Annotated in this window: 23 protein-coding genes; 21 read left to right on the top strand and 2 right to left on the bottom strand. The window is 33.2% G+C overall.

The window, feature by feature from the left end; translation table 11 throughout:
* Positions 1-4: 4 nt before the first annotated feature.
* The 17 genes from ACI9TV_RS02540 (at position 5) to ACI9TV_RS02460 (ending at position 21,619) form a co-directional block, all read left to right on the top strand.
* On the top strand, positions 5-1,897 hold the full coding sequence (locus tag ACI9TV_RS02540) for a methyl-accepting chemotaxis protein (protein ID WP_415249186.1): 1,893 nt from the start codon (positions 5-7) through the stop codon (positions 1,895-1,897).
* 5 nt (positions 1,898-1,902) lie between these two features.
* On the top strand, positions 1,903-3,267 hold the full coding sequence (locus tag ACI9TV_RS02535; protein ID WP_415249185.1) for a chemotaxis protein CheW: 1,365 nt from the start codon (positions 1,903-1,905) through the stop codon (positions 3,265-3,267).
* A 49-nt stretch (positions 3,268-3,316) separates the two neighbouring features.
* Entirely contained in the window at positions 3,317-4,375 is a 1,059-nt protein-coding gene (gene cheB / locus ACI9TV_RS02530; protein WP_415249184.1) for a chemotaxis-specific protein-glutamate methyltransferase CheB, read from the top strand.
* 12 nt (positions 4,376-4,387) lie between these two features.
* A complete protein-coding gene (locus ACI9TV_RS02525; RefSeq protein WP_415249183.1) occupies positions 4,388-5,011 on the top strand; it encodes a HEAT repeat domain-containing protein in 624 nt (207 codons plus the stop codon).
* A gap of 7 nt (positions 5,012-5,018) precedes the next feature.
* Positions 5,019-5,849: a CheR family methyltransferase gene (locus ACI9TV_RS02520; RefSeq protein WP_415249182.1), complete on the top strand. Its 831-nt coding sequence runs from the start codon at positions 5,019-5,021 to the stop codon at positions 5,847-5,849.
* A 24-nt stretch (positions 5,850-5,873) separates the two neighbouring features.
* Positions 5,874-6,248, top strand: a complete 375-nt coding sequence (locus ACI9TV_RS02515; RefSeq protein ID WP_415249181.1) for a response regulator — start codon at positions 5,874-5,876, stop codon at positions 6,246-6,248.
* Positions 6,249-6,256: 8 nt separating this feature from the next.
* Positions 6,257-6,649 (top strand): hypothetical protein, encoded by a 393-nt coding sequence (locus tag ACI9TV_RS02510; protein ID WP_415249180.1) that lies wholly within the window; start codon positions 6,257-6,259, stop codon positions 6,647-6,649.
* Between the two features lie 9 nt (positions 6,650-6,658).
* Positions 6,659-7,024 carry a response regulator gene (locus ACI9TV_RS02505; protein ID WP_415249179.1) on the top strand — a complete coding sequence of 122 codons (366 nt, stop codon included), beginning with the start codon at positions 6,659-6,661 and terminating at the stop codon, positions 7,022-7,024.
* A 10-nt stretch (positions 7,025-7,034) separates the two neighbouring features.
* Entirely contained in the window at positions 7,035-9,818 is a 2,784-nt protein-coding gene (locus tag ACI9TV_RS02500; RefSeq protein ID WP_415249178.1) for a chemotaxis protein CheW, read from the top strand.
* Positions 9,819-9,827: 9 nt separating this feature from the next.
* Entirely contained in the window at positions 9,828-10,592 is a 765-nt protein-coding gene (locus ACI9TV_RS02495; protein ID WP_415249177.1) for a chemotaxis protein CheW, read from the top strand.
* A 15-nt stretch (positions 10,593-10,607) separates the two neighbouring features.
* Entirely contained in the window at positions 10,608-10,877 is a 270-nt protein-coding gene (locus tag ACI9TV_RS02490; RefSeq protein ID WP_415249176.1) for a hypothetical protein, read from the top strand.
* A complete protein-coding gene (locus tag ACI9TV_RS02485) occupies positions 10,858-11,598 on the top strand; it encodes a ParA family protein (RefSeq protein WP_415249175.1) in 741 nt (246 codons plus the stop codon). Before ACI9TV_RS02490 ends, ACI9TV_RS02485 begins: the two co-directional genes overlap by 20 nt.
* A 33-nt stretch (positions 11,599-11,631) precedes the next feature.
* On the top strand, positions 11,632-12,963 hold the full coding sequence (locus ACI9TV_RS02480; RefSeq protein WP_415249174.1) for a response regulator: 1,332 nt from the start codon (positions 11,632-11,634) through the stop codon (positions 12,961-12,963).
* A gap of 11 nt (positions 12,964-12,974) precedes the next feature.
* Entirely contained in the window at positions 12,975-13,181 is a 207-nt protein-coding gene (locus ACI9TV_RS02475; RefSeq protein WP_415249173.1) for a hypothetical protein, read from the top strand.
* A 379-nt stretch (positions 13,182-13,560) separates the two neighbouring features.
* Positions 13,561-15,132, top strand: a complete 1,572-nt coding sequence (locus ACI9TV_RS02470) for an alpha/beta fold hydrolase (protein WP_415249172.1) — start codon at positions 13,561-13,563, stop codon at positions 15,130-15,132.
* Positions 15,133-16,350: 1,218 nt separating this feature from the next.
* Entirely contained in the window at positions 16,351-19,773 is a 3,423-nt protein-coding gene (locus tag ACI9TV_RS02465) for a cadherin domain-containing protein (RefSeq protein ID WP_415249170.1), read from the top strand.
* Between the two features lie 73 nt (positions 19,774-19,846).
* A complete protein-coding gene (locus ACI9TV_RS02460; protein ID WP_415249169.1) occupies positions 19,847-21,619 on the top strand; it encodes a DUF1566 domain-containing protein in 1,773 nt (590 codons plus the stop codon).
* A gap of 143 nt (positions 21,620-21,762) precedes the next feature.
* On the opposite strand, the gene kdsB is transcribed toward ACI9TV_RS02460, so the two are convergent.
* Positions 21,763-22,479, bottom strand: coding sequence for a 3-deoxy-manno-octulosonate cytidylyltransferase (gene kdsB / locus ACI9TV_RS02455; protein ID WP_415249168.1), 717 nt, complete (start codon positions 22,477-22,479; stop codon positions 21,763-21,765).
* A gap of 60 nt (positions 22,480-22,539) precedes the next feature.
* Between kdsB and ACI9TV_RS02450 the strand changes: the two genes are divergently transcribed.
* From ACI9TV_RS02450 to trpC, 4 genes are read left to right on the top strand one after another with little or no spacing between them, the layout of a single operon-like run.
* Positions 22,540-23,235 (top strand): tRNA1(Val) (adenine(37)-N6)-methyltransferase, encoded by a 696-nt coding sequence (locus ACI9TV_RS02450; protein WP_415249167.1) that lies wholly within the window; start codon positions 22,540-22,542, stop codon positions 23,233-23,235.
* A complete protein-coding gene (locus tag ACI9TV_RS02445; RefSeq protein ID WP_415249166.1) occupies positions 23,223-23,618 on the top strand; it encodes a YkgJ family cysteine cluster protein in 396 nt (131 codons plus the stop codon). Before ACI9TV_RS02450 ends, ACI9TV_RS02445 begins: the two co-directional genes overlap by 13 nt.
* Entirely contained in the window at positions 23,611-24,897 is a 1,287-nt protein-coding gene (locus tag ACI9TV_RS02440) for a hypothetical protein (protein WP_415249165.1), read from the top strand. The genes ACI9TV_RS02445 and ACI9TV_RS02440 overlap by 8 nt, the downstream gene beginning before the upstream one ends.
* 6 nt (positions 24,898-24,903) lie before the next feature.
* Positions 24,904-25,689, top strand: coding sequence for an indole-3-glycerol phosphate synthase TrpC (gene trpC / locus ACI9TV_RS02435; protein ID WP_415249164.1), 786 nt, complete (start codon positions 24,904-24,906; stop codon positions 25,687-25,689).
* A gap of 48 nt (positions 25,690-25,737) precedes the next feature.
* On the opposite strand, the gene ACI9TV_RS02430 is transcribed toward trpC, so the two are convergent.
* Positions 25,738-26,039: GatB/YqeY domain-containing protein (locus ACI9TV_RS02430; protein WP_415249163.1), on the bottom strand; the 302-nt coding region annotated here is incomplete at its 5' end.

Here is a 26,039-nt window from a genome sequence, read left to right as displayed (position 1 = left end):
AACAATGGCATTAATGAAAAAAGGATATGCAAGCCCATCTACACCGGCTGTATCATCTGCGAGTGGAGATTCTAAAAGAAGACAAAGAACTTTAGCTAAACAGCAGCAAATCTCTGAAAGTATCGCAGGTGTTTCTATGACGATTTTAGAAAATGCACAAGAAAGTGTCTCTGCAATTGAGCAGCTAAAATCTTCAATGGAACAAATAGCTACAGCGGCAGAGGAAAACTCAGGAGCGAGTGAGCAAGCTCTTGGTAATGTGAAAAATATCAATACTAATATTGGAAGAATGAATACTACCATAGACACTGTGATTTCTTCTACTATAGCTACTGGTGATAATATTATGGACTCAGTTGCTAAGATTGGCGAATCTGTTTCTAGAATGGATTCAGCAGTCATTGTTGCACAAGAGTCATCAAAGAAAAGTGAAGAGCTAAAAATATCTTCTCAAAGTATTGGTAATGCAGTTGGTTTTATTGCGAAAATTGCAGATCAAACAAATTTACTCGCACTTAATGCTGCGATCGAAGCATCGCGTGCAAAAGAGCATGGTAAAGGTTTCGCAGTTGTTGCCGATGAGACTCGTGCTTTAGCTGGTGACAGTGAAAAGAATGCTGAATTCATTTCTGAACTTGTGAACAAAATTCAAGGAAGTATTGACAATATTATTAAAAGTATCGGAGATACAAATACTATTATTACAGCAAACGGTACTAAGGGAAACTCACTTAGTCTTAAGATGGAAGAACTTACCAAAATAGCTGTATATTCTGTTGAAGCGGCTAGAAGTGTTAGTACTTACACAAGTAACTTGGGTGATTTTGTTAGAAAAATCAATGATGGTTCGAGCACAATTGCATCTGATTCTCAGGAGATAGCTCTTTCAGTTGAAAAAACACTCAATGGCATAGATATTCAATCAGATGCTCTTTCTCAAACAGAAGATGATATTAAAGAACTCTCAGCGCTTGCTGAAGATTTAAAGTTCTCAACAGATGCTATGAAGTCAGCAGAAGATATCGCTCTATCTGCGGATACTATTGGTGGTTCAATGGAAGATATTCAAAATGCACTTGAAGATGTTACAAGTGCTTTGAACAACATAGAGTCTTCATCACAAAATACAAACAAATCTGCACTTAAAAATAAAGCATTGATAGAAGAAGGGATTATAGCTGCTAAAGATATTGATAAACTTATAGAAATTGCACGTAGAAACTTTGACCTTTTGAAAGTTTCTTTTAATCTACTTAAATCAAGTGTTACAGAGATTCGTGAGTCATTTAATGAATCTATTTCTAAAGGTAATGATGCAGCACGTGAGCTTAACATCATTGTAAAAGAGACAAAAAGTGTTGATAAAACAGTTGGAAATATTTCTAATTCTATTGTTCAGTTAAACATGCTTGCAATATCTGGTTCTATTGAAGCTGCTCGTGCGGGTGATTTTGGTAAAGGTTTCGCAGTTGTTTCTGCAGATATTAGAAATCTTGCAAAAGATTCAGAACAAAATACAGATAAAATTAATGATATTGTTGAATCAATGAACTCCGAAATAGATACAGTAAGAGGTGATTGGAACAACCTTCTTAGTTCTCAGTCACATGAACAAAAGTCTATAGATAGTTTAATTAATGATATCACTAGAATTACAGACATGTTAGTAGACTTACTAGATAGATATACAGGGCTTAAAGCTGTAAATGATCAAAATCTTGAGGGAATGAACCAAGTTATGATTGGTGTAAATGAAGTTCAAAAAGCTGTCGAATTATCCGCAAGAAATGCAATGGAATCTCGTAAGGCAAGTGAATTAATTATTGAGACTGTATCACATATTGGTGAAGGTGTAGAAGAGTTAGCTGTTATGGCGGATGAATTACAACAAGGTTAATCATAATGGATATTCAAGAGATCTTAGTTATCAAGAATGGCTCTCAAAGCTACGGTATATCAACGAATTGTATAAGCCAGATAGCAAGAGTACCTATGTTGATGCCACTTCCTTTAAGACCATATGGTGTGAGAGGGTTATGTGCTGTTAGCGGTAACATCACTAGCATGGTTGATATGAATCTTTTACTCTCACTCACGGAAGTGGATTATGAGGATGAAAAGACAAGACTCATTGTATTAAATGGTGCGCTTGCATCTTCAACACTTTTAGTAAGTGAAGTATTTATCACAGTTGAAATAGATGAGAAAAAGCTAGAATCTACCGATGAAATCGATAATCCGATAATTGCAATTTATAAGCATGAAAGTGATTTGATTCAGATTCTTTCCTTAGAAGTTTTATTTTCTAAAATCTCTAAGGTTGAGATAGAGGCAAAAGAAGTTAGAAATGGTAAAGTCAAACTTGAAACTAAAAAAGAAGAAGACACAAGTAGATTTTTGATTTTCTCAATGGAAAATGAAAGGTATGCTTTAAATATAGAGTATCTTAGAGAGATTATTTTAGCTGATGTAGAGTTTACTTCTATTGCTGGAACAAGTGCTGAAGTGTTAGGTTTAATCACATTAAGAGATGAACTTCTAATTGTAATAGATTTGAGAAAGCATTACGGTTTTTCTACAAAAGAGAGTGACAAAAACCGGATTTTAATTGCTTCTTATGATGGCAAAAAAATAGGTCTACTAGTAGATGGAATTATAGATATAAAGTCTTTTATAAATAAAGATATAGAATATATGAGAGATAGTTTTAAAGACAACAAAATCTCTGGTGTAATTCATGAGAATGATAATATTATTTCATTTTTCGATTCAGATGTCTTAGAAAATCTTTTTGAAGAAAACAAAACATTTATAGATGAAGAAAAAGTGAACCTAGAAGAAGATAATTCGCATAGTACTATCATGGAAGTTATAGTCTTTAAGCTTTCTTCAAAAGAGTACTCATTTGATATTGCAAGTGTATCCGAAATTATAGATATAGTTCCCTCTACTAGAGTTGCTCTAGCAGATAGTCTTATTGATGGAATCATAAATATAAGAGGTCAAATTGTTGCAATTATTTCTTTATTTGAAAAATTAAATATTCCAAGAATAGTGAATGAAGATTCTAAAATAATTATTTGTGAAATTAGTGGTATTAAGATTGGATTTATTGTAGATAGTGTGAGTGATATTTTAAATATTACCCAAAATCAAATAAAAGAACAAGATGATGCATTCTTTTCTAAAGTTCTTCACCTAGATAATGGGAAGAGATTAGTTTTATCGATGGATATAGACAAAATAGTTTCAAAAGAGATTATCTAATGAAAAAAAAAGTACTTATTGTTGAAGTGTTTTCAGAAGGGGTAGTGTAGTGGCAAAAAAAGTTCTTATAGTAGATGACTCAGCACTGGTTAGAAAACAATTAACAGAGATGATTCAAACGCTAGGTTTTGAAATAGATATAGCAAAGAATGGTCAAGAAGCAGTTGATAAAGCCCTTAAAAAACAATATGATGTTATTACAATGGATATTAATATGCCGATAATGGATGGCATAGAAGCTCTAAAGCAGATAATGCAAATGAAACCGACGGCAATACTTATAATTAGTTCACTTTCAACTGAAGATGCAAGTATTACAATGGATGCACTTGATCTTGGTGCAGTAGATTATATCGCTAAGCCTGGCACTATGAATGTTGGTAAACGTGAAAATCGTGAAGATATTCTAGCTAAAGTGCAATCTCTTTCTGGTATACCGCTAAGAAGACTTAGACGAAAAGCAAGTAGACCACTAGTTAGAGAGCAAAAAAGAGACCAAACTCCTAAAATACTCAGTGAAACGAGTAGTTTAGATATTACTAAAGTAGTGCTCATTGGTAGTTCCACAGGCGGACCAGGCTTGATAGAGCAAATCTGTAGAGCTATACCAACAAATTACAAATATCCAGTATGTGTAGTACAACATATGCCAGAACAATTTACTTCATCTTTTACCCGGAGACTTGACCGTGCAAGTAAGATTAATGTGTATGAAAGTGCTCAAAATATGGAACTTCAACCTGGAAATGTTTATTTAGCACGTGGTGGAGTTCATATGAACTTTCTTAAAAAAGTATCTGGTAAAATTGTTATTCGTGAAGATAAAAATAAAGGTAATAATTTTTTTCAACCATCGGTTAACGATATGATGCATAGTGCAGTAGATGTATTTGGTGAAGAAAACATTATTGGGGTGATTTTAACTGGAATTGGTAATGATGGAGCTGATGCAATGGTTAGAATTAAAAATGGTGGGGGATATACACTTGGAGAAAGTGAAGAGAGTGCTACTGTGTATGGAATGCCAAAAGAAGCATATGATAGAGGTGGAGTGATGGAACAATTAGACTTCATGCAGATTTTAAAAAAAATAGCGACTTTAAAGTAGGAGGAAAGCAAAATGGCATTAATTAAAAAACATTCAGCACCAGTAATTGAAGAGTTACCGAGCTTCTCTTCACTCGAAGGGGCAATAGATTTTTTTGAAAACTCTGATGAGTCTGATAAAAAAGATTATGCTGTAGAAGAGATTTCTAAATTTGATAAAGGTGGAGATTTTTTAGTTTCATATATAAATGATGAATCTGCAGATAAAAGAGTTTCTACAAAGATAGCATCTGTACTTTCAAGTATGGATACAGACGATGCTCCGATTGAGAAGATTATGGATTTACTTAAATTAGAAAATGCATATGCTAGAAGTCTTGGTATATCTATACTTAGAGATTTCGGTGATGCAATTAAGTATTACATCGTGAAGTTTTTGATTGGAGAGGATAGGGATCTTAGAATTTTTGCAATTAATGTTTTAGGTGATGTTGATTTTTCTGAATCACGTGATATGTTAGTAGAACTTTTAGAAACAGAAGAAGATATTAATGTAGCAATGACTGCTGTTGATTATATGGGTGAAATTGGTGAAGTTGAAGATATCCCTTTGTTAGTGTCACTCAAAGAAAGATTCCCAGGTAATTTTTATGCAGAATTTGCTGTTGATAGTGCAATTACATTGATTAAAGGCTAAAAGAGAAATGGCATACTTACTATCAATTGAAAATTTTGCAAAAATTGGTGAATTTATATACAGAAAGAGTGGTATTTATTTAGAAGAAAGTAAGCATTTTGATAAGCTTGCAAAGTATATAGATACGCGTGCAGATGAATTAGACCTGGTTAATTTTAGAAAGTATTTTTTTAAACTTCGTTTTGATGATAAAGAAGGAGATGAGTTTCAAGCACTGATGAATGCTATAACAGTAAATGAAACATATTTTTTTAGAGAAAAAGATCAATTTGAAGTTTTAGTAAATAAAATTTTACCAGAGCTTCATGAAATAATGCCCAAAGATAGACCTCTAAGAATTTTATCTTCACCGTGTTCTACTGGTGAAGAACCATATTCGATTATTTTACATATTGTAGAAGAGGGTAAACTTGTAGAAGAAAGAGACCTCGAAATTGTAGGGATAGACATAGATTCTACTGTAATTGAGAAAGCGAGAATTGGGAAGTATACAGATAGATCCATACATGCAATTCCTAAAGATATTTTGGGAAGATGGTTTAAGAAAAAAACATTTGGTTATCATTTGTCTGAAGACTTACAAGGAACTGTAGATTTCCATGTAGCCAATGTTTTTGATAAAACGCAGATGAGAAAGCTAGGAAAATTTGATGTAATTTTCTCAAGAAATATGCTTATATATTTTGATGATGCATCAAGAAAAGAGGTAGCTATGACATTTTATGATATGCTTAATCCTGGTGGTTATGTTCTCTTGGGACATGCTGAGTACATGAGTCGAATCGTTTCGGTCTTTAACGCAAAAAAAATTGACAATACTTTAATATATCAAAAATAATAAATTTAAATAAGGAAAAAAACAATGCCATTAGTAATATTCGTAGATGATAGTGAGACAGCTTTAGCTTCAACAAGAATGGTTACCAGTTCAATGCCAATAGAAGTAAAACAATATACAGAGGCACAAGTAGCCCTTGCTGAGATTAAAGCAGGAATGGTGCCAGATTTAATTATTACAGACCTCAATATGCCAGTCATGAATGGTTTAGAATTCCTTCAAGGACTTCGTGATAATCCATCTACAAGTAGAACACCAACTTTGATGTTAACTACTGAAACAAAACCTGAACTTAAGCAACAAGGTAAAGCACTTGGGCTAACCGGATGGATTGTTAAACCATTTAATCCTGCTCAGTTAAAGCAAGCAATTACTAGAGTGTTAAGACTACCGGCTTAGGATTAGAGATGTTAATTTTAGATTCAGTTGATAGTTTACTTGAACACATTGAGAATGTACAAAAAGATGTAACAACTCTTTCAAATGATTCTTTACTTAAGATGAGTACTTATATTGAAAAGCATCAACTAGAGGTTGATGATGATATTTCAACTGCATTGCAATATCAGGATATTATTACACAACAGTTAAGTGCGACAATAGAAGCTATTGAAAGTATGAGAAGTAGTATTAAAATATTTTCAGATGCTTTTCAAAGTGATGAAAATTTGGCACAAGATAGTATGACAAAACTGCAAGAAAAACTAAACATAACTTTAGCAGAAGCTAAAGATAAAAAGAATAGATTCTCAGGTCAAACTTCAGGTAATGAAGCTAGTGACGAGATAGAATTTTTTTAGGAGAATAAGATGGCAACAATTATGGTAGTAGATGATTCAAAAACAGTACGAAGTTATCATGGCTCAATCCTTAAAGGTATGGGACTTGAAGTTGTAGAAGCAGAAAATGGGATGGAAGCCTTGGAAAAAAGTCTTGGTGCTACAATCGATTTATACCTTGTTGATGTTAACATGCCAATAATGGATGGGTATTCTTTTATAAAAGATTTGAGAAAACAAGATGAATATAAGACAGTACCAATTATTATGATTACTACACAAGCTAAAGATGAAGATAAAATAAATGCCTATAAGGTTGGGGCTAATCTTTTTGAGACGAAGCCTATTCGACCTGATCAGCTTCAAGCATATATTAATATACTAGTCAAGAAATAAGGAGAACATTATGGATCCATTATTAGAGCAGTTTTTACAAGAGGCAAGAGAAAATCTAGCTTTTATTGACCAAAATATTGAAGAGATTGGTGGGGATGATCCGGAGTTACTAAACTCGGTCTTTCGTGCTGCTCATACACTTAAAGGTGGAAGTGGGATTGTTGGTTTTGAATCTGTAAAAGTGATAACCCACCATGCTGAAGACTTACTTGATATGCTTCGTGGGGGAAAATTAGATTTTAAACCTACTATGACTGAAGCACTATATGATGCCTTTGATGAAGTTATGAACCTTATTGAAGCTGCTGAAGAGAGCGAAGATATTGTAGATGCAGATGAAAATATTGTAAATAATATTGTTACAACATTATCTGCACAAATGGGTAAAGAACTTGTAGGTGAACTACAATGGGAGCTCCCTTTTACTCTTACAGAAGACCCTAGTAGTGTGATAAATCCTCCACTAAAAACTTTAAATGGTGTTTCATCTGTAAAAGTGAATTTTACAAATGCTGCGATAAATGAAGATTTTTGTGCAAATAAAAACTTTTATGCAATAATATTTGATGTTGATGAATCCTGTATGGTATATGGTAATGATCCGGTATATACACTTTCATTACTTGGAGAGAAGGTTTTAGGTGTATTCTCATGTATGAGTGATATCAATGCTAAATCTGTTCTTAGTGGTACAGAAGATGAAGATGGTCTTCTATTAAAATCATCTCTAATAGCATATATTTATGCTTCATATGAAGATATAGAAGATGCCCTTTTTAACTTCATTGATGAACTTCAACTTCTACCATTAGATATCCAAACCCTTCTAAGCATAAATGTGGGGGATGCAGGTCTTGCAATTGATTCTTTAAAAGAGCTAGCAGATATTGCAGAGGATCTTGATTTAGCTGCTATAGCAGTTGAGGTGAATCGTTCAATGAAACTAGTAGGCTCTGAGTCTTTGCAGTATGCACAGCTTCAAAGATTTCTAGATATTGTAGGGCTTATTAAGGAGAGTGATACTCCTAAATTAGCAGACTTTTTTAAAAACCTTCATAAAGGTAAAGTACTAGAGCCAAGCAATGATTTAGTTGTAGAAAATATAGCAGTAGATGAAGCTCCAATAGAGCTAGAATTGATAGCAGTAAAAGAAGAAATAGTAGAGGAAGTAAAAGAAGAGACTAAAGCAGTAAGCAGTGATGAGGTAGCAGATGAAGCTACAAAAGTAATTTTAAACGGGATGATGCTACAACAACTTAAAGCTATTGATTTTATTGAAAGTGATGATGATTTAGCTAGAATTGAGAGCATTATGGAGTCGATGCGAAAATATTTTCCACAAATGCCCAAAGTATTTGTAGATAAACAAGAGATTAAACACTTTTTAGAACTGGAACTTGATATAGTTTCTTCTAGCCCAAAAACAGCAGCACCGATAGCTGAAAAAGTGTTAGAGTCTGAGAAAATTTCTGAGCCAGTAGAAGTTTCAGTTGTTAGTGAAAAAGTTTCTCAACCCAAAGTAGCAGATGAAGCTCCAATTGTTAAGCAAAAAGTGGCGAAAAAATCTGAAAAACTTGAAACGCAAAAAGCTGTTGTTGGCAAAACAGTAAAAATTGATCAAGAATCCATAGATTCACTTATGAATGTAGCTGGTGAACTTTTAGTTGCGAAAAATTCTCTTCCCTACCTAGCTGATGGTGTTGTAACTATGACACATGATGTAATCAAACGTGAGATTATGGAAAAATATATTTTCATTAACCGTTTAACAGAACAGCTTCAAGATCTTATTATGGGTATGAGAATGTTACCTATCTCCTATGTGTTTGATAGATATCCTAAACTTGTTCGTGATATTGCTAAGAAACTTGGTAAAAAAGTGAAATTAGAGATGGTAGGTGGAGAGACAAAACTTGATAAAAATATGATTGAGATGTTAGCTGATCCAATGATACATATTATGAGAAATTCACTTGATCATGGTATTGAAATGCCTGAAACAAGAGTGCAAAAAGGCAAAGAATCAAGTGGGAGTATAACACTCAGAGCGTATGCAGAGTCAGATAGAATTGTGATAGAAATCATCGATGATGGAGCAGGTATTAATACTGAGCGTGTTGCACATAAAGTTATTGAAAAAGGCTTAATGTCTATAGAAGAGATAGATGCCCTAAGTGAAGATGAAAGAGCTGAACTCGTACTTCTTCCAGGTCTTTCAACGGCAGAAGAAATTACTGAGTTCTCTGGCCGTGGCGTTGGAATGGATGTTGTTAAGAAATCTATTGAAGGTTTTGGTGGAACAATTAGAATCAAAACAAAAGCAAACCAAGGAACAGTGATTACTTTAGCAATCCCTGTTTCGCTAGCTGTTACATCACTCCTTCATATCCAAATGAACAACATCCATTATGGAATTCCAATGGATGCTGTATCTGAAACGGTAAAGATAGAAAAATCAGAGATAGAATATCTACATAATGAACCGTTTATATATTTAAGAGGTTCAGTGATTCCATTACTCTTTATAAAGTCTATGCTTGATGATTCTAATATAGATACAAAACCACTTTCAATTGTAGTGCTGAACATCAAAAACAACCTTTTGGCAGTTGTAGTTAATGACTTCTTAGGACAACTTGATGTTGTACAAAAACCTCTTGTTGGAATGATGGCAGGACATCCACTCTTTAGTGGAACAGCATTACTTGGTAATGGACAAATAATAATGGCGATGGATCCTCTTGGACTTTTGGGGATATCTCAAAAATTAAAAGATGATATTCAAGTTGCGTAAGGAAATAAAATGATTGATTTAATTGTATTTGGTGTGGGAAGTAATCGTTACGCAATGAATATAGAAAATATACAAAGAATTATACAAGCAGACAATTTAACCAGTATCCCAAATGCTCACCCATATATAGATGGTATGATGAGTCACGAAGACAGTGTTATCAAGGTTATGAGTTTTAGAAAGTTAATAAACTATCCTTCCTATGAAGAGGAACTTAAAGATTTATTCGCACAATTAAAAATAGGGCATAAAAATTGGCTAGATGAATTGAAAGTTTCTGTAGATACCGGAAGCCCTTTTACGAAAACTATCGATCCTCATATGTGTGATCTAGGAAAATGGATAGATGGTTTTACATCGTATGATGATAGAGTTTCTGAAGTTTTAAGTGAACTAGTTGAATACCATAAACAACTTCACCTTAGAGGTGGAGAAGCATGTGAAGTGAAAAAGGCAGATCCCGAAGAAGCTAAACGAATAGTTGAGGTTGATGTAAATAATATTTACAATCATACGATGGGGGCTTTAGATACTTTTGTAAAAGAACTTGGTACAGTAGCAAATTCACTTCAAAAACTTCTTATTTATGAACACGAGGGTAAGAAATTTGCTGTTAAAGTGGATACTATCGAGGATATCGCGCATATTGAAGAATCAAATATTATGGCGAGGGATTTAGATGAAGAGTCAAATGAATTTTTAGAACTTGATGGTGTCTTAGATTTAAATGGTGTTTTGATAAATGTCATTAAAACAGTAAAACTATCAAATTAAGATAAGGAATATACTATGGCAATAACATATGAAGGTAATATCGCAACATTTGAGTCAGTAATCTATGAGGATGAAGTAGTTTCATTTAGAGATTTTTTACAAGAAAAAGCTCCAGATGAAGTTCATATAAATATGGTTACTTGTGAAGACATTCACCTCGCAGTAATTCAGCTCATCATGGCATATAAAAAGAACTATAGTTTTACGTATGAATTTGGTGAAAAAATTAAATTGTTTCAAAGAGTTATAGAAGGATTTGATATAAGTGAAAACTATTGTAATTAGTAACCGTAAAGGTGGATCTGCTAAAACTACGACTGCTGTAAATATTGCGAGTGGTCTAGCAAAATATGGCTCTGTATTACTTCTTGATTTTGACACACAAGGCCATGCTTCTATTGGTGTTGGTTGTGAACCAAGTGAAGAACTTGGTGTGCATTCCATATTTGAAGGTAAAACTTTAAGTGAAACTTTTATTCCAACGGTACATGAAAACTTAACACTTTCTCCAGCACTTTCTTTTTTTGATGTGTATGAGTACTCAGACTTACGTGGTGTTTTAAAGAGTCGTTTTAAACGTGAAAACATTGCTGATTTCTTTGATTATTGTGTCATTGATACTCCTCCAACTTTTGATGGTCTTTTGAAAAACTCTCTTGAAGTAGCAGACAGTGTAGTAATCCCATTTGTACCACATTATTTAGGTGTTGTCGCAGTTGGACAGATGCTCAGAGCATTACTCCTTAGTGCTAAAAAAACGCAAAGAGAGATTGTAAATGTTTTAATACTTCCAGTGATGTATAACCCACATATAAATGAGCATAAAGAATCAGTACAAAAGGTAAAAACATCTTTTGGTGGGGCTAAGCTTTTATCTCCGATAGGCATAGATATTAAACTAGCAAAACAGTTTGAATCTGGTTTACCAATTATTTTGAATGAGAAAAGGTCTAAAGGTCTCAAGGACTACAAAAAATGTGTGCAAGAGCTTCTGAAGAGATTATAATACTAATTATTAAAATCAGAAAAGGAATAAAGTATGAATATCCTCATAGTAGATGATAATAAAAATAATAGAATGATTCTAAAACTTCTTTTAGAAGACTATATGGAAGATAACGAAGGTGTTGTTTTCATAATGACTGAAGCTGAAGATGGACAAGTCGCTGTAGATAAATGTAAAACTGGTAATTTTGATATAGTCTTGATGGATATTATGATGCCAAATATGGATGGTATAGAAGCTACAAAAATAATCCGTGCTGAATATCCAAAGATGATGATAATAGCTGTGTCTGCTGTTGATGATAACGAAAGAAAAAAACTTATTTTAAATAGTGGTGCGGAAGATTATATTTCGAAACCTGTTAATACTGATATTTTTATAAGCAGGATGGAAAACTATATTGCTTTAGTGGGTTCGCGTATACACAAAAAAAATACAGTAGGTTATGTCAATTTATTCACGCCAGAAATTTTTTCTAGATATACAAACTTTATATTAGATTCTGAGGATGCTTTAGCAGAATTTTGGGAATTCTTCTTACTTAATGCAAGAAAAAAATCTGATAGTTTAAATGATGTAGTTCGTAGTATTTTTACTATAGTTGAAAAACAATTCCATTTGTCACAAATGAATAATATGCTTTATATTGAAGCATCTGATGAAAAACAGTATTTTACTTTAATAAATCTAGATACATTTCCAAAAAAAATGATAGAACTTATTTTAATGAAAAATGGTGTAACTAATGATTATAAGATAGAAGATGGAAAACTTTCTTTTGTTCTTGATAAAGTGATGCAAAAAGAAGAGATTGTTGATAAATCTATTCCTGAGATTTCAAGTGTTGCACAAACAAATGCTGTAGTAGAAGAAGTCATTGCAAGTAAAATAAATATTACAGCATCAGCTTCTTTAGAAGTGTTTGACTACATTGACTCAGATGATTTGTTTGACTTAGAAGAATATGCAGCGAAGTTAAGCTCAATAATGCTACTTGTTGGAGGGGATGAGGTTACTGAAGAAGAGGTGCAGGAGATTTATACATATCTTGATAAACTAGGTTCTGTTTTATCAAGTTACAGTGAAATATATGTAATTTCAGAAGCCTTAACTACACTTTCTAAGGACATGTCTTCACATGTAGAAGAATTTATAACAAATGCAGAGGCTCTTGGGCCGATGTGTAAGGCTTTTTCGAATGATATGACAAACTGGATAGAACAATCATTTCATTCCGGAGCTCCAAGTATTCATTTTATGAATGATACGATTCGTGTAAATTGTCAGACAATTAGTGGTATGTTAAAAATGGATGAAGCCTCTGTTGGTAGTCAAGATGACTTTGATGATATCTTTGATTTTTAAAGGAGAACTAGATGTATAAAGTTAAAGTCGAGAGCTTGTGCTCGTGCTTCAAAAAAAGTGGATTACCTGAGATTGGAGAATATGACACAGAAGAAGAAGCAAAAAAAGAAGCGGAATCAATGCTTTATAAAATGAATAATGACTTTTGTCATAAACATAAGTTTACACTACAAGAAAAGTTTGGAGATTTTACAATTTTTATGCAGATGAGTAGCTAGTTAGAATCGGAGTGGTAACCTAAATTCATACTAAGAGTTAAATAATTTTAAGTTAAAATAAAATGAATAAGGGTAATCCATGAGAAAGAGTAAATACAGTTAAGAGTTTAGTGATTCTACTATTCAATTAATATTAAACAATAATGAAAGTGTCATGAAAGTAGCAGAGGATTTAGACCTGAATCCAAAAACACTATAGCATTGAGTTACAACATATAAAAAAGAACATAATATTATAATAAGAGTATCTACATCCACTGAAGCTTTAGATGAGGAGAATAAACGTCTGAGACGTCAATATACTGCTGATACTATTCTCATCAAAGTCTATGACACCATATTAATACCTTAGCGTAATTATAAATAAAAGGAAAAATAGATGAAACAAGTTTTAAAAATAAAAAACCTAAGCATACTGTTTTTATTAGTATTAGTAAGTGGATGTGGGTTTAAACAAAATAATTCAGAGAACAATACAACTATACCGCAAATATCAAAAGTATTTCAAAGTGTCGATTGTACTCAATTTCATCTAAGTAGAAGTGATATTGAGTGCGGATATTTAGAAGTACCTAATGATTATTTTGAAAAAACAACAACATACTCACTTCCTGTAGTTATAAAAAAAGCTGTTAATAACCTAGAAAACCTCTCTCCTATTATCTATATAGAAGGTGGTCCGGGAGGAAGTGCTCTTGATAATACAGATAGTTATTTATCAAGTTTGGAACATTTTACTAATAGAGATGTAATACTTTATGATCAAAGAGGCACAGGGTATTCAGATCCATTTTTAACATGCGATGATATATTTGAAAATTATAATAAATTGATAAATGAAAAATGGACAGAGTTAAATGAACAAAATATTACAAAGTATACTATTACTCAGAATCAGTATGATATAAATTTTCAGCAATTAACGAAAGAAAAATATGACAGTTGTGCAGAGTCACTAAGTGCAAAAGAGCAAGCACCGAAATATTTTACAACCAGAAATAGTGCTTATGATATAGAATCACTTAGAGAGTCTCTAGGGTATGATAAAATTATACTTCTAGGTGCATCTTATGGCACAAGACTATCTTTAGAGTATATGGAAATACTACCTCAGAACCTAGAAACAGTTATATTAGATGGAGTATTGCCTGAAAATAGCGACTTATTAAATAATGCTATTACAGAGAAAAAGGATGCGATAAGCAGATATCTAGAAGTTTGTAAAAATGATATTACTTGTAACAGTGCTTATCCCAATTTCGAAGATGAGTTATTCGTAATAACTGACGCTTTAACAAAAAATTCTCATCAATTTATTACCATAGAAAACAACATAACTATCTATCATACCACAACTGGTTCTGATATATTTCAAAAATTTTTTGATCTACTCTATACTAGCTATTACTATGATAAGTTACCCTATTATATCCATAATATTTATACAGATATACAAAATGATAAGTACTCATATTTGGAATATTTATCTGCACTCTATTCAGATACGGTGAACAATGATGATCCTTTAAGATCAAATGTAATGAATGCTTTTATCAGCCGCAATGATCATCCTTTATCTATAAATGATATGCTGTCAAATTATCAATCTTTAGGAAGGTATCAAAACTCCACTTCTATATACAATATATTTAACTGGAATGATATGCATATAAGTTATGGAGGAATTGATAAATTAATAGAACATACCTACGATAGTAATGTTCCCACTCTATTACTTTCAGGGACACTTGACCCCATAACTCCTGTTCACTATGGAGAGAATGTTGCTCATAGGCTACCCAACTCTACCCATCTTATTTTTCAGAATCAAGGACATGTACAATTTAGATCTGAATGCGGAAAATTGACAATTAAGACTTTTATTGACAATAATGATAGCTTTATTCCGCCTGATTGTGTAAATGATGATAATAAGATAGATTTTTTATAAATTTAATATGGATCTCAGCTCTTTTGAGGAGGCATTCATAGATATAGATGTAACGATTGCAATAAAAAGTTTCAATTAAAAAGAAGACCAAAAAACTTACAAGAAATGATCTTAAAAAATATGTTTATCGGCGATAAATTCTAAAAGATTTAGCCCTTAATTATCATTGAAGTACTCCATGAATAAAAATCAAATATTCCAATAGAAATGTGCCCTCTCCATCAAATAAAAATTATATAGCGATACAGCACAATGCGACCAAAGCTGGAAGCTTCTCCGGGAACTAAAGAAGATAGTTTCAAGTCTAACTCAAACTCTAGAGAAAACTTCACTATAATCATTCAAGAATAAGAGCTGCTTAGAGAAGCTTAAGAACTAATTTACCTTACCTATAAGAATTATGAAAAACTAAACATTCTAAAATATAACAAATACACTTGAAGGTGTACTATTCTCTCACATGAAAAATATGATTAGTTTGCACCGTAGACTTAGTAAAAGTTTAAAGTTATGTTTAGTAAATTTTCATCTTTGAATTATAAGAAAAAATAGAAAAGTAAGTAGCCATTCTTGTAATTAAGTCTCCGAATACAACTTACATAATAATACTAGTAATTGAAAATTAAAATTTGATAGTATCTATTTTATCTTGATTAAGTAGTGTTGAATGAAAACAAAAATTAATTTGTTGAGTATATGCGTACCTATTTCATAAAATAAGAACTGAATAGGTTGTTATAGATGAGACTAAACTATAGAAAAATCTCTATAACTCTCATTAAGTCCTCTTTTATATCAATTCCAAAACTAGTAGAAGATATCTTTAGTATTATTATTTTTCTGATGCTAAATAGTGCGTAGTTGCTCTAGCTTTTTGAGATCTTCTATGGGTGAATCTTTTAATGTACAAAATTCATTTAAGCACCTATTATCAGTAGTTTTAAGCCTATATGTTCTTCTGGTTTAAAGTTATAAATAGTTAGTTTTCTTTTAATATTATAAAAACTAATAGTGACGCACTCTATCAAGAAAATATTTTTTGCTTCAGAATAGCTAAAATAGATCTTGTTTTTTAATGAAACTCTACCTATCCTATAGCTTTTTGAAAGGTAATTTATTATGAAAAAGAGCAGCAAATAGGATGTATTTATAAAAAAATAGTAAAGTGAAAGCTTATTTATTGTATCCTAATTAAAATCAATTTTTACAGGAAATAATATGAAAAACATCTTCAAGCTCATTTTAGTAGCTATAGTGAGCATCTCAACCCTCCAAGCAAGAGAGGTTTCACTTGAAGATAAAATCTCAAGCCTCTATATCTCATTCTTTAACCGTGCAGCAGATGAAAGTGGATTAACATATTGGAATAATCTAGCTACAGCTGCAGAGGATGAAGGAGAAGATTCTCTTAATACTCTTAAACAATTATCAGCAGGCTTTGCAACTCATCCTACATTTGGTTCTACATACGACAGCATGGGTAATGAAGCATTTATACAAGCAATTTACAAAAACTCACTTGGACAAGATGGAGATGCAGATGGTGTAGCATACTGGACTAACTTAATCAACAATGGTAAGTTAAGATCTGATATGGTAGCTGAGTTTATGAATGCAGCTTTAATTACAGATATTACAGCAGAAAACTTTCCAACTCTCTCACAAGTAGAATTAGATGCAGCAATACAAAGACAAAACCTAATAACTAATAAAGTATCAGTAGCAATAAACTTCACAAAATCTCTGGGTATACTTTCAAATGTAACTGATTCAGAAAACCCTGAGAATGATCCATCATATTTAGCTTCTATAGAAGTTCTAAAAGATATCACTACTGAGGCATCTACTGCAACACAAACAATTAGTAAACTTAATGACCTTAGAACTGATACTACAAATGCCATAGCAATCATAAACAATGACTGGAAATTTACATTTAATGCTTTAGAGTACAGCACTATTATATCAAAAGCAACAGGAAGGACCTGGCTAGATAGAAACCTTGGAGCATCGACAGAGTGTAGTACGCAAAAAGATGCAGAGTGTTATGGAGATTACTACCAATGGGGTAGAGATAAAGATGGACACGAACAACTAGGAAGTGCTATTACTCTTAAAGCCTTTTCAACACTCAAAGCAAATACTGAAAAGTTTGTTATATCAAACAATGATTGGACACAAGCAGATACAAGTGGAGCACTGAGAAGTGAAAACTGGGATATATGTCCTGTTGGATATGAAGTACCAACTATAGATGAGCTTTTAGCAGAGACACAAAGTAGTGAAAATACACTTAACATTCCTTTTTCTGGTCAACGTACTAAGTCTGGCCCTATGAAAAATAAAGCTACAGATGCTTACCTTCAATCAAATACAGCATCAACAAGTGGCTTTACTAAGATGTTGAAATCTAATACAAGCATCCTAGCTACAAGAACAACAGCAGCTCCAATTCGTTGTATAAAAACGCAAACTATTACAGGTATAGTTATTGATAGTGCAGTAGCAGGATTAGACTATACATGTAGCTCAGGTAATAGTGGTGTTACAAATGCTAATGGAGAGTTTACATGTCAAGTTGGAGATATAGTAAGCTTTTCTCTTGCGGGCATATATCTAGGAGAAGTTCCAGCTACCGCTATTATTACTCCAAGACTCTTATTTGCTGGTAACAATCCAGCAGCAGCTTTAAACTTTGCACAATTGCTTCAAACACTCGATAGTGATGGAGACCCAAGTAATGGTATAGATATAGATGAAGCACTTTTAGCAACACTTGGTACAATCGATTTTACTTCTCTAACATTCGATGAGGATATGCAAGAACAATTAGGCTCAGGTACACCATTAGTTTCAGAATCAGATGCACAAGAACATTTGAATGAAACATTCGCAGCCCTTAGTATTGATGAATATGCAGATCCAGTAACACCAGTAGATCCAGTAGGAACAAACAATGCCCCAACTATAACTTCAAGCGCAACAGCAAGTGTAGATGAAAATCAAAATGCTGCTATAGATATAAATGCAACAGATTCTGATGCAGATACATTAGTCTACAGTATAAGTGGAACGGATGCTGATAGTTTTAATATTAATAGCTCTACAGGAATAGTTATTTTTAAAGCTGCTCCAGACTATGAGAATAAAAATTCATATACTTTTACTGTTCTTGTTAGCGATGGTAATTTAGCTGATACCCAGAATATCACTATCAGTATTCTAAATGTGGCAGAAACGGAACCTACTTTAGATAATTCAACTGGTTCTGTAGATGAAAACTCAGCTACTGGAACAGCAGTGGGAAATATAACTATCTCAGTTGTAGGTGACACCGCAATTACAGCGATAACTCTTAGTGGAACAGGTAGTGACAACTTCGAGGTATCTACTAGTGGAGCTATTACAGTTAAAACAGGAGCTTCATTAGATTATGAAACTACACAAAGCTATAGCTTAACAGCAGTAGCTACAAATAGTGCTGGGAATAGTGCTAGTGTAGATCTAACTGTTAGTGTTGCAAATATCACAGATAGTGTACCAATTTTGACAGATTTTACAGGCTTTATAGATGAAAATGTAACTATTGGAACAGTAGTAGGAAATATAACTGCTATTGATGATGGCAGCCATATTACAGCTTTTACGCTAAATGATACTACAAACTTTGAAGTAGATGCTACTGGGCATATTACAACAGGAACAACATTTGACTATGAAATTACAACTTCTTATTCTCTAATAGTAACTGCTACAAATGGTATAGGAGTCAGCGCAAGTGTAAATGTAACTATTGATGTAAATAACATTGGAGATTTTTACATAAAATCTGTAGTGTATGATAATAGCCGTACTACTACTCCAGATGATGATAAACTATATGTTTATTTTGACCAAGAAGTTAATCCAAATAGCGTAGGAATAGCTAGCGTGTATGATATTCAAAATATAGGAATTATAGGAAATAGTTCAGTGGGTGATTATAATGACACAAATTTTCATAGACACAAAGTTTCTCTAAATTCTACAGGAACAGCTTCAACAGCTTTTGTGCCAAATAATACAAGCATATCAATAGTTCCCACTTCGATACAAGATAGTTTAGGTGAGTATCTTGAGATAGATACAAATCCAATTATAGTTGCAGCTTTTAAACCAATACTTAAAAGTGGGCAAATTTTAAGCTACGAAGAAGATGGAACAGCTGTGACAGACAGTAGTGTAAAAGATGATGGCTATTATGAAAGAGGAATTACTCGAAGTTATACAAATAACGGCGATAACACAGTTACGGACAATGTAAGAGGATTGATGTGGGAAGATTTACCTGCAAGAACAGGGACTGTGGAAGCAGGGCAAGCATACTGTGCTAGTCTCGATTTAGGTGGCTATACTGTCGGAGAATGGAGACTTCCGACAATAATAGAATTACAAGGTTTAGTTGATTTTAGTCAATCTAACCCATCTATAGATGGAGAATTTGAGAATACTGCTTTGGGGTACTACTTAAGTGATAGTGCAAATGTGAACAGAGGTGGTCATTCTCTTTGGGTTATTTATTTCATCAGCGGGAATACGTCTAGTACTAGCATTATTCAATCGGATACTCACTCTTACCGTTGTGTTAGGATAGTTGAGTAAGTCTGCCAATGCAGGATTTTAGATACCTAACGACGTAATCGATATAAACTATATAACAACAAGGAATACACTCATGAAACTTATACACAAAGCAATTATTCTCTTACTTACTATCTCAGCAAGCTTATATGCTTCTACTGCTTCAAACCCTATCCTTCAACCTTTTACATCTAATCCTGTAGATAATTCAACAGGCCTTGCCCTTGATGCTAATATTGTTCTTGATTTTGACACTGATATTGTTAACTTCTATATAGATGGAAGGTTTGAATTGTATAGAAATGACGGAACCTTGATAGAGGCTTTTAACGCGACTAGTCCAACTGATTTTTTTGGAACAGCCAATGGTAACGCGTTTATCGTTGGCGATAAGATTACTATAAATCCTTTTGCTAATTTAGTATTCGGAACGAGTTATTATGTTCTAATCCCAGTTGGTTCTAATATGGGAAATCCAAATGATTCTGCTGCTAAGGTAATCCCAGTTACCCTTTCAACGACCTATAACTTCACGGTGGGAGTTGTTGAACGTCTGCAGTATCTAAGAGACAATACTAAAGAAGTGGTATTAGATACAACAACAAACCTGATATGGCAAGATGATGCAACATCAGCTACAAAGACATGGAAAGTTTCTTTAGATTACTGTGAAAACTTAGCTCTTGGTGGGTATGACGACTGGAGATTACCTAACATAGAAGAGCTTTCATCTTTAATAGATTACACTGTATCAGTCCCTACTATTGACAGCCTATTTATTAATACTGTCTCTGCGGGTTACTGGAGTTCAACTACCGATGTGGGGGATACATATAAAGCATGGCAAGTGAATTTCTATGAAGGTATACGACAGAGTTGGCTAGGCACTGGGAACGGTAAAACTTATAGCCTTAATGTTCGTTGCGTTAGGAGTGGTGGAGTACCAACATTCGATTCAGCAGCTACGGTAAGTGTAAATGAAAACCAAACATCTGCTGTGACCCTGAACGCTACAAATACTAATACCTATTCCATAAGCGGAGGAGACAGTGCAAGTTTTGATGTAGATTCTAGCAGCGGTCTAGTCACATTTAAAGTTGCACCTGATTATGAGAGTGTACCAAATACTTATACATTTACTGCTACGGCTACAGACAATCCTACTAATGTAACTACACAAGATGTGACTATCACAATTTTGGATGTAGAAGAAGCTGAGCATAACGGTGTACATTATGGTACTGTAGTTTCTCCATATACAGGAAAAACCTGGTTAGACAGAAACTTGGGGGCTTTACAAGTTTGTACAGCACTCAGTGATACAGCTTGTTATGGAGACTACTACCAGTGGGGTCGTAATACAGATGGACATGAAAAATCAGGTAGTGCTACAACTGGAACTCAAGCTGTAGACATAAATAGCGCAGGAACTAATTTTATTATAAAATCAAATGATTGGATAACAGGATCAACTGATTGGACAACAGAAGACAGCGATGGAGCTTTAAGAAGTGCAAACTGGTCTAAAACGGATGGAACTTCAGTCTGCCCTATTGGATACCGTGTACCGACTATAGGTGAACTAGCGGATGAAACAATAGATAATAATGCAAGTGACGCTTTTGAAAATAAAACAGACGCTTTTAACAATTTTCTAAAATTTCCATCGGCGCACTACCGTAACTACTCTGGTGGTTATATAGGCACTAACGCTAGTTACGGTGTCGTGTCGTCCAGCAGCGTCCATAGTACGTCTACATATATCTCTCATTACTTGGATTTCTATACCTCTGCTAGAATAACGGAAAACAGTCGTGCTTACGGAAATTCTGTTCGCTGTATTAAAGCCCCACCATCAAATGATTAATTAATATTTCCTCGTAAATATGAGGGTTCTACATTGTATCGATGATTTCGTTTGAGACTTATTCATTTAAGTCGAGAAATTGTCGCAGATAGAAAATTTTATGTTCAAGATCCTCTAAAAGCACTTCTACATAGTGCTTTAGATTAGAGAAAAATCTCGATCGCTCTTGCTAAATCCTCTTTTGTATCAATTCCAAAACCTGTACTAGAAACTTTTAACATTGTAATTTTCTTTTGATGATAAATAGCACGCAATTGTTCTAGCTTTTCTATATCTTCAATAGGGGCATCTTTTAGCTGACAGAACTCATTTAAGCTTTTTTTGGAAAATCCATAAATACCGATGTGACCAAAATACTTTGCTCCACCACCAGCATTATGTGGGATTTTTGAGCGAGAAAAATAAATAGCATTGTCTTCACCGTCGAGTACAACTTTTACAAGGTTTGGATCTTCTGCTGCTTCGGCATTAATAGAGTTATAACAACTACCCATAATATAAGGCTCTTTATTAGTTTGTAATTCTTGAAGTTTTTCCATAAGTGAACTTACTACATCTGCTTCAATGAAAGGCTCATCTGCTTGTACATTTATAATCAGCTCATCATCTGAGACATTTAAGATATTTGCACATTCGTTGATACGGTCAGTTCCGCTTTTATGGGTAGTTGAAGTAAGCATTGCCTCTATACCATACTCTTTGCATGTTGCAATAATAAGTTCATCATCAGCGGCCACAACAACTCTGTCTAAATGTGCAACCGCTTTAGCAGTACGAACAACCATTGGAAGGCCACCTATATCGGCTAAAACTTTTTGCGGAAACCTTGTAGATGCTAAACGTGCAGGAATAATAATCATTTAATGCCTTTGAGATATAATTGCATTATTATAACTAAACAAATATAGGAAGTTTTATAAATGCTATTATACCAGCCAGAATTAGGTTATTGTTACAATAGTGATTCTGTTTTTCTTTATGACTTTATTTCTTCTTTTAAACCTAAGGGTAGGGTTCTTGACGTCGGAGCTGGATGTGGAATAGTTGGACTTTTAGTAGCTAGAGATAACCAAAAGGTTATACTTGAAGCTGTAGAAAAACAAGATGTCTTTGTAGAATATGCTACTCATAATGCACGGGTAAATAAGATTAAGTACAGATTACATAAATGTGATTTTTTAGACCTTGAAATAGATGAAAAATATGACTATATAATATCCAATCCTCCTTTTTATCCTGAGGGAGTAACCAAAAGCGATAACGATATGTTATTTAATGCACGCTATAATATTAACTTACCATTAAATGATTTTTTTAAAAAAGTGTCACAGGCATTAAAGCCACAATCACATTTTATTTTTTGTTATGATGCTTCGCAATTTGGCGAAATATGTATAGCTCTAGATAAGGTAAAGTTAAAAGTAATAGATGTACAGTTTGTGCATCCCAAAAGTGATAGAGTCGCTTCATTAGTGATGATTCATGCCAGAAATGGTTCTAAGTCACGTATGAAGATTTGGGAACCATTTATTAGTTTTATTGATGGAATTGCTTCCCCAAAAGCTAAAAAAATATATGCAAACGCAAGGACGCAGAGTATAAAATGTCAACTTTAATGAAACAAGATGGTTTTGAGTATGCTTTTAATCCATCAGCTTGCAATGATTGCGCGGCGAGATGTTGTACAGGAGATAGTGGTTATATTTATGTCACTAAAACAGAGATTAAAGCTATAGCAAAGCTGTTAAAGATGGATGAGAAATTATTTGTACAAGAATATCTTTTTAAAAAGATGTATAAGTACTCTATTAAAGAGAGAAAAAATGGAGATTCCTATGAATGTGTATTTTATGATGCAAATTCAAACGGATGTAGTATTTATGAAGCAAGACCAAATCAATGTAAAACCTTTCCTTTTTGGGATTATTATAAAACAAGGGTTGATGAATTGCAATTAGAATGCCCCGGAATAATAGAAGACAAGGCTAAAAATGTATAAAATTTTATTATTTACTTTGAGTATTGGCTTCCTCTTTTCAGGATGTGTTACTCCTGCACCCGAATTGCCGAAAAATACTCTAAAACAAGCCAAAAATAAAAAAATATTTGAAGAAGAAGATACTCTCATCATGTTTGCACTTCGAACTGAAGAACTCGGTGACTTTAAAAGTTCATCTGAAATATTTGATACACTCTATACTCGTTCGAACCGCCGTGAGTATTTATACCGCTCTTTACAAAATTATTTGTACCTCAAAGAGAATGATATTGTAATTAAGAGAGTGGATTATGTCACACAAGGTAAACTTGATGATTTTATATTAGTAAGACTCAAGATTGTTGCTTTAATTCAGCTAGGTAAGTATGATGAAGCTCTTGCGCTTGCTATAGGTTTAGTTGAGAAAAGTAATGTTGTTGATGACTATATTTTAGTGAGTGATATTTATACAGCGAAGAAAGAGTTCAGTATTGCTGTTAAGTACTTAGAAAGTGCATATTTACAAGATTATAGTGAGAAAATTCTTGATAGAATGTCAATTATTCTTTATATAAATCTTCAAAGAAAAAAAGATGCCATTGCTCACCTTGAAACACATACAAGAGTACATGGATGTTCGATTATAATTTGTAAAAGACTCATAGCTATTTACAGTAATGAAGACAATATAAATGGACTTCTGTCGGCTTATTTACGTTACTATAAGCTTGATTCAAATCCAGATGTGGCCAAGAAGATTGTACAGTTATATGGATATACAAAAAAATATAATCAATTAATATTATTTTTGCAAAGTAGTGGAAGTGATGATAAAACATTACTACAGCTTTATTTAACTACAAAAAATTATACGAAGGCTTTTCCTTTAGCTATGAGTCTTTATAAGGAAACTGGTGAAGTGAAGTATCTCGGCGAAAGTGTTATTTACGAATATGAAATGCAAAAAGACAAAAATAACAAAGATTTTTTAATAAAAATATCTCAAAAATTTGAAGATCTTATAGATAAAGATAGTAATAGTTCATATTTAAACTATTATGGATACATCTTAATAGAGCATGACGTAGATGTCAAAAAAGGTATGCGCTATGTTAAAAGAGCATTAAAACTTGAGCCAAGTTCAGCATACTATCTAGATTCTCTTGCTTGGGGATATTATAAATTAAAAGAGTGTAAAGCGTCAATAGATGTGATTGAAAAGGTATTACAGTTGGATGGTGGAAATGACCCAGAGGTTTTAAACCATTATAAATTAATTAAAAAATGTAAAGGTAAATAAAAAAGAATGATTTTAGACGAAATAATAAAAAAAACAAAAGAAGATTTAGAAAAAAGAGAAAAAGAATTTTCTCTTGATTGGTTAGGACGTTCTTTAGCATTTAATGCTAGAGCTCCAAGAGATGTAACTCCTTACTTAACAGCGACAGAAGAAGATCCGTATAGGATTATATCTGAGGTAAAGAAGGCTTCACCATCTAAAGGTATAATCCGAGAAGACTTTGATCCACTTGCAATTGCACAAGCGTATGAGAGAGGAGGGGCTAGTGCCATTTCTATCTTGACAGAACCTCATTACTTCCAAGGTTCACTAGATTATCTTGGTGGAATTAGAAGATATGTTGGAATTCCACTTTTAAGAAAAGATTTTATAGTTTCCAAGTACCAAGTGTTAGAAGCTACTGTTCATGGAGCAGATTTTATTCTTTTAATTGCAGCAGCACTTTCTAAAAAAGAGTTGAAGGATTTACTTGCATATACAAGACACTTAGGTATGGAAGCTTTAGTTGAGGTACATGATAAATCTGATCTAACAAAAGCTATTTATGCGGGGAGTGATATTATTGGAATTAATCATAGAAATCTTCAAACTTTTGAGATGAATATGAACTTATGTTATGAACTTATTCCATTGATTCCAAATGGTAAAATCATTGTTGCTGAGAGTGGGATTTATGAACATGGTCAGCTTGAAGATTTATCTAAGGCTGGTGTGGATGCATTTTTAGTTGGGGAATCTTTAATGAGAACGGATGATGAAGAACTTGCATTGAAAAAACTAAAGTTTGGCTAATTACTAAACTAACAAAGGAGGCGATAGCCTCCACGTTAAGAACTGAGATTACGCTAATAGTTTTTTAACACACTCATTAATTCTTTTTCCATCAGCTTTGCCATTTAACTCATTTGAAGCTTTACCCATAACTTTACCCATGTCTTTCATAGTACTTGCACCAACTTCTTGTATGATAGCACTCACAGCTGAGGATAACTCTTCATCACTCATTTGAGCAGGAAGATAAGGCATATAAAAAGCAATTTCATCAAGTTCTACTTGCATTAAATCATCACGACCTGCCACTTTATATTGTACGATTGAATCATTTCTACTTTTTACTTGTTTTTGGATTATTTTGATGACAT

This window comes from Sulfurimonas sp., assembly GCF_047622445.1.
In the GTDB taxonomy this organism is placed as follows: Bacteria; Campylobacterota; Campylobacteria; order Campylobacterales; family Sulfurimonadaceae; genus Sulfurimonas.
Note: the sequence above shows the minus strand (reverse complement) of the source record. Positions and strands in the feature narration are given on the sequence as shown.

Excerpts from the sequence above, each read along its gene's own strand:
- ACI9TV_RS02540 (WP_415249186.1), top strand. The coding sequence starts at position 5 with ATGGCATTAATGAAAAAAGGATATGCAAGCCCATCTACACCGGCTGTA.
- ACI9TV_RS02535 (WP_415249185.1), top strand. The coding sequence starts at position 1,903 with ATGGATATTCAAGAGATCTTAGTTATCAAGAATGGCTCTCAAAGCTAC.
- ACI9TV_RS02525 (WP_415249183.1), top strand. The coding sequence starts at position 4,388 with ATGGCATTAATTAAAAAACATTCAGCACCAGTAATTGAAGAGTTACCG.
- ACI9TV_RS02520 (WP_415249182.1), top strand. The coding sequence starts at position 5,019 with ATGGCATACTTACTATCAATTGAAAATTTTGCAAAAATTGGTGAATTT.
- ACI9TV_RS02515 (WP_415249181.1), top strand. The coding sequence starts at position 5,874 with ATGCCATTAGTAATATTCGTAGATGATAGTGAGACAGCTTTAGCTTCA.
- ACI9TV_RS02510 (WP_415249180.1), top strand. The coding sequence starts at position 6,257 with ATGTTAATTTTAGATTCAGTTGATAGTTTACTTGAACACATTGAGAAT.
- ACI9TV_RS02505 (WP_415249179.1), top strand. The coding sequence starts at position 6,659 with ATGGCAACAATTATGGTAGTAGATGATTCAAAAACAGTACGAAGTTAT.
- ACI9TV_RS02500 (WP_415249178.1), top strand. The coding sequence starts at position 7,035 with ATGGATCCATTATTAGAGCAGTTTTTACAAGAGGCAAGAGAAAATCTA.
- ACI9TV_RS02495 (WP_415249177.1), top strand. The coding sequence starts at position 9,828 with ATGATTGATTTAATTGTATTTGGTGTGGGAAGTAATCGTTACGCAATG.
- ACI9TV_RS02490 (WP_415249176.1), top strand. The coding sequence starts at position 10,608 with ATGGCAATAACATATGAAGGTAATATCGCAACATTTGAGTCAGTAATC.
- ACI9TV_RS02480 (WP_415249174.1), top strand. The coding sequence starts at position 11,632 with ATGAATATCCTCATAGTAGATGATAATAAAAATAATAGAATGATTCTA.
- ACI9TV_RS02475 (WP_415249173.1), top strand. The coding sequence starts at position 12,975 with ATGTATAAAGTTAAAGTCGAGAGCTTGTGCTCGTGCTTCAAAAAAAGT.
- ACI9TV_RS02470 (WP_415249172.1), top strand. The coding sequence starts at position 13,561 with ATGAAACAAGTTTTAAAAATAAAAAACCTAAGCATACTGTTTTTATTA.
- ACI9TV_RS02465 (WP_415249170.1), top strand. The coding sequence starts at position 16,351 with ATGAAAAACATCTTCAAGCTCATTTTAGTAGCTATAGTGAGCATCTCA.
- ACI9TV_RS02460 (WP_415249169.1), top strand. The coding sequence starts at position 19,847 with ATGAAACTTATACACAAAGCAATTATTCTCTTACTTACTATCTCAGCA.
- kdsB (WP_415249168.1), bottom strand. The coding sequence starts at position 22,479 with ATGATTATTATTCCTGCACGTTTAGCATCTACAAGGTTTCCGCAAAAA.
- ACI9TV_RS02450 (WP_415249167.1), top strand. The coding sequence starts at position 22,540 with ATGCTATTATACCAGCCAGAATTAGGTTATTGTTACAATAGTGATTCT.
- ACI9TV_RS02445 (WP_415249166.1), top strand. The coding sequence starts at position 23,223 with ATGTCAACTTTAATGAAACAAGATGGTTTTGAGTATGCTTTTAATCCA.
- ACI9TV_RS02440 (WP_415249165.1), top strand. The coding sequence starts at position 23,611 with ATGTATAAAATTTTATTATTTACTTTGAGTATTGGCTTCCTCTTTTCA.
- trpC (WP_415249164.1), top strand. The coding sequence starts at position 24,904 with ATGATTTTAGACGAAATAATAAAAAAAACAAAAGAAGATTTAGAAAAA.